This window comes from Frankia sp. AgB1.9, assembly GCF_016786355.1.
Taxonomy (GTDB): domain Bacteria; phylum Actinomycetota; class Actinomycetes; order Frankiales; family Frankiaceae; genus Pseudofrankia.
Window position 1 is genome coordinate 1 of sequence record NZ_JADWYX010000207.1, and the last position, 9,193, is coordinate 9,193.

The 9,193-nt window shown below is 72.9% G+C and carries 5 protein-coding genes; 2 read left to right on the plus strand and 3 right to left on the minus strand.

Features of this window, described 5'->3' with window-relative positions; genetic code table 11:
* A partial coding sequence (locus I6A60_RS39800) for a pentapeptide repeat-containing protein (protein WP_203055864.1) occupies window positions 1-2,414 on the plus strand: 2,414 nt, incomplete at its 5' end.
* A gap of 55 nt (window positions 2,415-2,469) precedes the next feature.
* Here I6A60_RS39800 and I6A60_RS39805 read toward each other — a convergent pair.
* Window positions 2,470-4,077 (minus strand): GGDEF domain-containing protein, encoded by a 1,608-nt coding sequence (locus tag I6A60_RS39805; RefSeq protein WP_238437215.1) that lies wholly within the window; start codon window positions 4,075-4,077, stop codon window positions 2,470-2,472.
* 491 nt (window positions 4,078-4,568) lie between these two features.
* Here I6A60_RS39805 and I6A60_RS39810 point away from each other — a divergent pair, with 491 nt between their 5' ends.
* Window positions 4,569-6,791: an MMPL family transporter gene (locus I6A60_RS39810; protein ID WP_203021607.1), complete on the plus strand. Its 2,223-nt coding sequence runs from the start codon at window positions 4,569-4,571 to the stop codon at window positions 6,789-6,791.
* A 202-nt stretch (window positions 6,792-6,993) separates the two neighbouring features.
* Here the strand turns inward: I6A60_RS39810 and I6A60_RS39815 are convergent, their stop codons facing one another.
* Both I6A60_RS39815 and I6A60_RS39820 read right to left on the minus strand, forming a co-directional pair.
* A complete protein-coding gene (locus tag I6A60_RS39815) occupies window positions 6,994-7,494 on the minus strand; it encodes a MaoC family dehydratase (protein ID WP_203021606.1) in 501 nt (166 codons plus the stop codon).
* 172 nt (window positions 7,495-7,666) lie between these two features.
* Complete coding sequence (locus tag I6A60_RS39820) at window positions 7,667-8,950, minus strand: Fic family protein (protein ID WP_238437216.1); 1,284 nt, start codon at window positions 8,948-8,950, stop codon at window positions 7,667-7,669.
* Window positions 8,951-9,193 lie beyond the last annotated feature (243 nt).

The following is a 9,193-nucleotide window of genomic DNA, read 5'->3' on the forward strand; positions in this document are numbered from 1 at the left end:
GCCCCGCCGCCGGGGGGGCCGGGGGGCCGCGCCTCGGCGGCGCCCATCTGGAGGGCGCCGACCTGACCGGCCTCGACCTCACCGGCGCCGACCTGGCCGGCGCGAACCTCACCGACGCCGACCTCGACGACGCCAACCTCACCGGCGCGAACCTCACCGGGGCACGGCTGACCGGAGTCCGCGCCCGCCGCCTGCGGCTGACCCGCGCGAACCTCACCGACGCCGACCTGCGCCGGGCCCGCCTCACCGACCCCGACCTGACCGACACCGTCCTCACCGGCAGCCGGTGGGAACGGGCCGCGCTGCTCGGCGCCACCCCGCCGGACCGGGCACGGACCGTGCCCGAGCTCGCCGCCGCCGCGGTCCCGGGCCGCGACCCCGTGGAGGTCGTCATCGACTCGGGCCTGCGCTGGACCCGGGCGCTCTCGCCGTCCCACGACCTGCTCGCCTACGGAACCGGGCAGCACGTCGTGCTGGAGGACCTCGCCGACGGGCGCGTGCTGGCCGTGCTGCGGGGGCGGGGCGAGTGGATCCGCGCGGTCGCGTTCTCCGCCGACGGCGCACGGCTCGCCGCGGGTGACGTCGCCGGTGGCATCCAGCTCTGGAACGTCTCCGCGGCCGAGGAGATCGCGAGCTTCGTCGGGCACGCCAGCCGGGTGCGCGCGCTCGCGTTCTCGCCCGACGGCTCGCTGCTGGCGACCGGCTGCTGGGAAGGCAGGGTGCACGTCTGGGAGCTGGCCACGCTGACCAAGGTCGCGACGCTGCACAAGTCGGCGGACCGCATCAAGACCCTGCAGTTCTCCCCGGACGGGACGCTGCTGGCCTACGGCGACGAGGTACGCCTGTGGGACGTGCGCACCCGCAGCGACCTCTCCGTGCTCGGCAAGCCCACCGAGCACGCGCGCACGCTGCGCTTCTCCCCCGACGGCACCATGCTGGCCTGGGTCAACGGGGAGAACACGGCCCGGGTCTGGAATCTCGCCGCCGGGCGCGAGGTGGCCCGTCGGCGCGGCGACGATCATTTCGCCCAAGCCCTCGCGTTCGACCCGACCGGCTCGCTCCTCGCGATCGGCACCGACGACGGCACGATCCGGGTGTGGGACCTGGTCGGCGACAGCCTGCGCACAACGCTGCGGGCGGCGCGCGGCTGGGTGACGATCCTGGAGTTCGTCGGCGCCGACGGGGAGGCGCTGATCGCGGGCACCAGAGACGGAACCGTCCAGGTCTGGAAGGTCACCGACGGCTCCCCGCCGGGACGGACGCTGCTCACCGGACGCACCGCGGACGTGCTCGCGACGGCCTTCGTGCCCGAACAGCCGCTGGTCGCGGCAGCCAGCGAGAACGGCTCGCTGCGGCTCTGGGACACCAGGACCGCCGCCCAGGTTCACGTCGGCTCAGGCGAGAAGGCCTGGTGCTACGCGATGAGCCTGACCGACGACGCGTCCCTGCTCGCCGCCGGTGGCGGCGACGGCCTGGTCCGGATCTACGAGCTGTCCCCCGGCCGGGCCGGCGACGGCCGAGGCGACCTGGACACCCCGGTGCGCCGGCTGAACACCAGGCGGATCCCCGTGCGCGCGCTCGCCTTCTCCCCGGACACGACGATTCTCGCCGTCGGTCATCCCGACGGAACCGTAGGCCTCTGGAACCCGTGGACCGGCCACCCGATGGGGACCCTGAAGGCTGGCGGCCTACGGGTGCTCACGGTCGCGTTCTCACCGGACGGCGAACGGCTCGCGGCCGGCACCGACATCGGGACGGTGCACGTCTGGGACGCGGTGGCGGCGCGCGGTGCGTCGGCGCCGGCCGCCCGCCGCCTCGTCGGCCACACGGACTGGGTCAACGCGGTGGCGTTCTCACCTGACAGCGAGCTGCTCGCGAGCGGCTCGGGGTCGGGCACGGTGCGGATCTGGGACGCCGCCACCGGGGCGCTGCGCCATCGCCTCGTCGGCCACGGCGGCCGGGTACGGACCCTCGCGTTCGCGCCGGACGGCCGGCTGCTCGCGTCCGGCGGCGAGGACGGCATCGTCCGGCTCTGGGATCCGGGCACCGGCGGCGAGCTGGCTCGGCTGGCCGGGCACACCGAGGAGATCCGGTCAGTCGCGTTCAGCGCGGCGGGGGACGTGCTGGTATCCGGCGGCGCCGACGGCACTGCCCGATTGTGGCAGGTCGGCGACAGTCACCCGAGTGACGGAAGCCGGGAGCTCGCCACGATGCTCGGGCTGGCCGGCAACCGGTGGACGGCGCTGTTCCCCGATGGCTCGTACAAGACCTCGGAGGACCGGGACGCCGACTCCGTCAGGACCGTCTGGTGGTCGATCAGGCTGAGCCGGTTCGACCCGGACGAGCTGACGCCCTACCTCCCGCGGATCCGCCGGCGCTCATTGGAGGCATCGCTGGCGACCCCGCCATCCTGACGGGCACCGGCCGGTCGGTCGCCTCCCGTGCCTGGGCGGGGGTTGGCCGCGGGAGTCAGGCCGCCGACGAGGAGCAGTGAGCCTCGGCCGCGGCCCGGCCCGCGTCGGGCTGGGGCGCGGGCGACGCGAGGACGCAGCGGTCGCGGCCGGCGGACTTGGCCGCGTAGAGCGCGCGGTCGGCGCGGTCGACCAGCTCGGCCGGGCTGGCCGGCAGCGTCGCGGCGGCGGCACCTACCGACACCGTGACCGGCAGCGCGGTGCCGTCGTCGACGGCGACGGGGCTCGCGGCGACCGCGAGGCGCAGCCGCTCGCCGAGCACGTACAGGTCGTCCTGGCCCAGGTAGGTGGTGAGCAGCGCGAACTCCTCGCCTCCGTAACGGGCCACGACGTCGGCGGACCGGGCGACCTCGCGCAGCCGGCGGGCGACCTCGGTGAGCGCGCGGTCGCCGGCCGGGTGGCCGAACCGGTCGTTGACCGCCTTGAAATGGTCGACGTCGATGAGCAGGAGCGCGAGCGTGGCGCCCGGCCGGCCGGCGCGGACCGACGCGAGCGCGAGCCGCGTCTCCAGGAACCGCCGGGTGCACAGGCCGGTGAGCACGTCGGTGTTGGCCAGCCGCCGCTGGCTCACCTCGGCGTACCGCATCCGGATCATGATGAGGGCCGTCGAGATGACCATCGCGACGGCGCTGACCAGCTCCGTCACCCCGTCCGCGTGCCCACGCGGCACGACCAGCGAGAGCGGCGGAATGATGCCGGCCAGATAAAGCCCGCACAGCCGGGCGCGGCCCAGCCCGGGCGGTCTGGATGACGGCTGGGCGATCCCGGCCATCGTCGGATGCAGCGCCGCGGCGCCCAGCGCGAGGCTGCCCGCGAGCCAGATCCCGTCGAGCGGGCCGCCGACCACGTAGATGGCGTGCAGCTGCCGCAGTCCATAGCCGGTGTCCGCGACCAGGATGGCGAACAGGCTGGCACTCAGCAGGATGAACGCGGGCGGCCGGAAGCCCGCGCTGGCGACGAGGCGAACCCCGATCGTGAGCAGGACCAGATCGGCGATCGGGTACCCGGTCGCGGTCCAGGTGACCAGGCGGGGGATGTTCTCGTGCAGGCCCGGTCCGATCAGGTGCAGCACCGAAAGCGTCGTCGCTCCGGTGGCCACCAGGAGCCCGTCCAGCAGGGCTGGCAGGTCACCGCGGGGTGCGCGTCGACGGACGATCAGCAGGAGACCGGCGGCCAGGACCGGGTAGTGCGCCAGGTACAGCAGGATGGAGATTCCGAGCATCCGCTGGTCACCCGACAGGAACTCGGCGGCGTAGAAGACCACGCTGGCGCTGGTGAAGAGCAGCTGGGAGAGTCCGATGAGCAGCCAGGGCCGGCGCGGCCGCGGCTGGTGGCGGCGCAGGCCGACGAACACGGCGACGACCGACGAGGCGCCGATGCCACAGCCGCCGACCATCCGCGCGACCAGCCAGCCGCCGGACGCCGGGACCGCGCTGTAGCCGAACGCGGCCACCGCGCCCGCGCCCAGGTAGCCGAGCCACAGCCAGCCCGACCACGGCGCCGCCGTCATCATGGCGCGCGCGGCGGAGGCCGAGCCGGTCAGCCCGACCGGGCTCGGCGGCTGACTGCCGGCCGGGCCGGGCCCGGGATGAGGCGACGGCGCCATCGATTCCGGGCGGGCTCGGCGTAGGTCATGGGCCGGGGCCATGCGCAGCCTTTCGCATGTCTTCCTGATGGCCGGGAGGGCCGTTGTCCCCGTGACCCGGTGTCGGGTCAGTCGGGCGCGCTACCCACCGGGAGCGAATGTTCGCCACTGGGAGTGGGCAATCCGCAGGTTCCAACCCAACCGTACCGAGTCGTCGCTCTTCGTATAGCTGTGGGGAGGGAACATGTGACACCTTTGGGCCCCTCTTGTGCAGGTACGCTCACTCAACGTTCGAATAAGTCCTTTAGGGACCAGCAAACCCACCGGCCGTCCGTGAGCCGCCACTCAGCGCGCTACGTGGGCTGTGAACGCGTCTGGTCGCCGACAGAGGCGTCGGCGTTCTGGCAGCGCGACGGTCGCGCAGGCGACTGCCCGGTGGCGGGCGCGGACGTCACAGTCCGAGGGCCCGGCTCGTCATGTCCGGGACGACAACCGGAGAAGGGGACGAGACGATGTCCGGGTTCTTGCGCCGAGTGGGTGGGGCCTGCGCCGCCCACCCGTGGCGGGTGATCGGCACCTGGGTCGTGGCCCTGGTGCTCGCACTGGGGCTGGCCAGCCTGTCCGGCGGGACGCCGCGGGACAACTACGACACCCCTGGGCTGCCATCCCAGCAGGGGACCGACCTGCTGCGGGCCGGCTTCCCGCAGTTCGCCGGGGCCGACGCGCGCATCGTGCTGCACAGCGCGCACGGCCGGCTCGACGCCGCCGAGCTGCGGGACGTCGGCGGGCGGCTGCGCGGCGTCCAGTACGTCGACCTGGTCGCCCCGCCGCGGCTGTCCGAGGACGGCGACACCGCGCTGATCACCGTCTACTACGACCGCCCGGTGACCGACGTCGGCGGCAAGAAGGCGCTCGACCACCTGGAGACGGCGCTCGCGCCGACGCGGGCCGCCGGGCTGCGTGCCGAGATCGGCGGCCAGGTCTCCGAGAACATCAGCTCCGTCGACGGCAAGGCCGAGGCGATCGGCATCGTGGTGGCGCTGGCCATCCTGCTGGCCGCGTTCGGCTCGGTGATCGCCGCCGGGGTGCCACTCGCCGTCGCCTTCCTCGGCCTCGGCGTCGGCTCGGCCGGGATCACCCTGATCGCCGCCAGTACCGACGTCAGCACGATCGCGCCGACGCTCGGCTCGATGGTCGGCATCGGGGTGGGCATCGACTACGCGTTGCTCCTGGTCACCCGGCACGTCGAGGGGCTGCGGGCCGGGCTGCCGGTCCGCGAGGCCGCCGCGCGCGCCACCGCGACCGCCGGCACCTCCGTGGTCTTCGCCGGGGCGACCGTGGTGCTCGCCCTGATGGGGCTGCGACTGGTCCGGCTGACCACCTACGCCTCGACGGGATTCACCACCGCCGTCGTGGTCGTCGCCGTCGTCACGTCGTCGCTGACCCTCGTCCCGGCCCTGTGCGGCCTCGCGGGACACCGCCTGCTGGGGCGCCGGGCCCGTCGCCGCGCAGCCAAGCTGGCGGCACCAGCTCAGCCGGGGACCGGCCAGCCGCGGCTCACGGGCGCCGCGAGCCAGGCCGGCGGGGGGCTGACCACCCGCTGGGCCGCGCGGATCGGCCGCCGGCCGCTGCCCTGGGCGCTGGCGGCCCTCGTCCTGCTGCTGACGCTCGCGGCGCCGGTGCTGGCGATGCGCACCTGGCCGCAGGACGCCGGCAGCCAGCCGACGTCGACCACCCAACGGCGTGCCTACGACCTCGTCGCGGCCAACTTCGGTCCTGGCGCCAACGGGCCACTGCTGATCGTGGCGGACCTGCGGGAGCTGCCGAGGACCCAGCTCGACCCGCTCGTCCGGACGCTGCGCACGACCGGTGACATCGCCGACGTCCAGGCTCCGATCGTCTCCGCCGACGGCTCCACCGCGGTGATCGTCGCCGAGCCGACGGTCGGCCCGAGCGACGCGAAGGCGTCCGCTCTGGTCCGCCACCTGCGCGCCGACGTGCTGCCACCTGGCGTCAGGATCACCGGCTGGACCGCCGCGTTCACGGACATCTCCGCCTACCTGGCGGGGCGGATCTGGGTGGTCGTCGGGTTCGTCGTCGGCGTCTCGCTGCTGCTCCTGCTGGTGATGTTCCGGGCGCCGGTGGTCGCGCTCAAGGCCGCGGTGATGAACCTGCTGTCCATCGCCGCCGCCTACGGCGTGATCATCGCTGTGTTCCAGTGGGGCTGGGGGGTGCGGGCGCTCGGGCTGCCGCACGCGGTGCCGATGTCGAGCTGGCTGCCGCTGCTGATGTTCGTCGTGCTGTTCGGCCTCAGCATGGACTACGAGGTGTTCCTGCTCTCCCGGATCCGGGAGGACTGGAGGGCCACCGGTGACGCCCGCGGCAGCGTCGTGCGGGGGCTGGCGAAGACCGGCCGCGTCATCACCAGCGCCGGCCTCATCATGATCGCCGTGTTCGCCGGGTTCTCGCTGGACCCGGACGTCACGGTCAAGATGCTCGGCCTCGGCATGGCCGTCGCGGTCCTCGTCGACATGACCGTCATCCGGATGGTCCTGGTCCCGGCGACGATGGCCCTGCTCGGCGGCGCCAACTGGTGGCTCCCCGGCTGGCTCGACCGCCTCCTCCCCCACATCGACCTACACGGCGACGCGACGGCGACGACGGCGTTGGAGCCTGTTCCGCTCCCCGCACCACGCGACCAGACCCCCACCGAAGAACCGGCACCCATCGCGTAGCGCCGCCTCCGCCAAGGCCGACCCGGCCGGTCGGCCCGGCCGGTCGGCCCGGCGGCATGATCGCCGTTTCGACCCTCAAGTGGTCACAAAACCACCACCGCTACAACCACACGAGGGCCAAAACAGCGATCTTGCCGGCCCCGGCAGGGGCCAAACGAAACGCAACCACGCTGCCAGCCACGCAAAAACACTGACCCCGGTCCTACAGACCGACCTCGGTCCACGTAGGGAGGGCGCTCAGCGCCCTACCGGCGAAGTAGCGGGAGATGAACTCCGCGACGCAGACCGGCTTGGTGCCGCCCTCGCGCTCGATCGTGACCTGGTTGACGACCTGGACGCCGCCGGTGACGTCCTCGACCGTGAGGTTCTTGATCTGCGCCCGCAGCTTCGAGCCGACCGGCACCGGCGCGGGGAAACGCACCTTGTTCAGCCCGTAGTTGACCGCCATCGAGATGCCCTCGACCTGCACCACGTCGTGGAACAGCACCGGGATCAGCGACAGGGTGAGGAAACCGTGGGCGATCGGGCCGCCGAACGGGCCGGCCTTGGCCTTCTCGACATCGACGTGGATCCACTGGTGGTCACCGGTCGCGTCGGCGAAGGTGTTGACCTGCTCCTGGGTCACCTCGACCCAGTTGCTCGTCCCCCAGTCCTGCCCGGCGAGCGCCTTGGCGCCGTCGATCCCCTGGATGATCCTGCCCATCGCGCTCCTCCTAGATCAGCCCAGCCAGGGCCTGGCTGGCTTGGCCACGGCGTCGACGCACGGTTCCCGGTCGGGGCGCCGGCCCAGATCGACGCAGTGGCCGCGGCGAGCAGTATCCCAACCTTGCGCCCCACATGCCCGCCTCAGCCCCGCCCTGCCCGGGGCCGGGCGCTCACGGTCTGCGGGGCACCCGGCGGGCCGGCGGGCTGGTGAGGGTGTCGCTCTGCGGGCTCGCCAACCGGCGTTCGAGGAGGGTGAATGCGTCGATGGCCTCCGGGGCCTCGAATGCCCGGTTTCGCCGGCCGACCGTCACCTGTCGCAGCACGCCGGCGTCGACGAGCCGGCTCACCGCCAGGTTGGCCGTCTGCGCGGACCGACCGAGCAGCCTCGCGGCCGACTGCACTGTGAGGACCGGCGCGGCGGGCAGCAGGCCGAGGAGCCGCTCCAGCGTCGAGTCGGGTCGGATCTCGCCGAGCCGCTCGCGCCAGCCACGCTGGATCTCGTCGATGCGCGACTCGAAGTCCGTCACATCGGCGCAGGCACGGATGCAGGCGCCGGCGAACAGGGAGATCCACTCGTCGGCCGAGGCGCGGGCCTCCTCGGAGCCGGCCGGGCCGACGAAGCGAGTACGAGACAGCGCCTGGATGTAGTCCCGCGACCGAGTGGCGAGGATCAGCGAAACCGGCGGCAGCACGTCCGTCGCGAGGCCGCGGCGGCGCAGCACCATGTGGATCAGCGCCCGCCCGGTTCGCCCGTTGCCGTCCACGAAGGGATGGATCGTCTCGAACTGCGCATGCGCGATCGCCGCCTGCGCGACGGCCGGCAGGTCGTCCTTGACGCAGAAGGCAGCCAGGTCGTCCAGCAGCGCGGGGACGGCGTCCGGTGGCGGCGGGACGAACGCCGCGGCGCAGGGGTTGTAGCTGCTGCCGCCGACCCAGTTCTGAGCGGTCCGGATCCGGCCGCCGTGTTCCTGCAGCCTGCCGCCCGCGAGCAGGCACCGGTGGACCTCGAGCAGCCCGTCCGTCGTGATCGGGTCGCCGACGTTGACGAGCTCGGTCGCGTAGGCCATGGCGTCGATGTTGCCGAGCACCTCGGAAGCGGTCACATCCGTCACCGGCTCGCCCAGCTCACGGCCAGCCTCCGCTCGTAGCACCCGGCGGCCGCCGACTTCCAGCCCCTCGATCCAGGACGAGCCGACGGACTCCGCCCGCAGCAGCATTCGGGCAAGCACCTCTGTGCCGCGCAGGGCGACAGCCTCCCGGTTGAGCGAAGCGATCGCGTGCTCCGCGTCCACAAGGTCGGCGACCGTCCGGCCGTCGAAGCGAAACTCCCGCGCCACCAGCGGATCTGGCAGGTAGGCGTCGTACTCGCAGGACATTCGATCCCGCCGCGACATGCCGGCGCCGAGATCACTCTCCCAGCGACGCCGCAGGAGCTCACCCAAGACGACCTCCATAATCAGGAATCATGAGCATAGCCTGAATATGGAGGGTCGTTAATCAGGTCGGCCAGCCGACCGCCCGTCCTTGATTGCCGCTGAGGCCGTCCCGACCGCCAAGCCGTTGGGCGGCAGTGATCGCCGTTTTTGCCCTGGGGTGGTCGTGAATGGGCCGCGGCCGCAGCCACCCCAGACATCCCATGGTTTTGGGTGTCAAGCGGCGGTGTCGAGTGTGACGGTGTGTGGCCAGGCGGTTGCTTC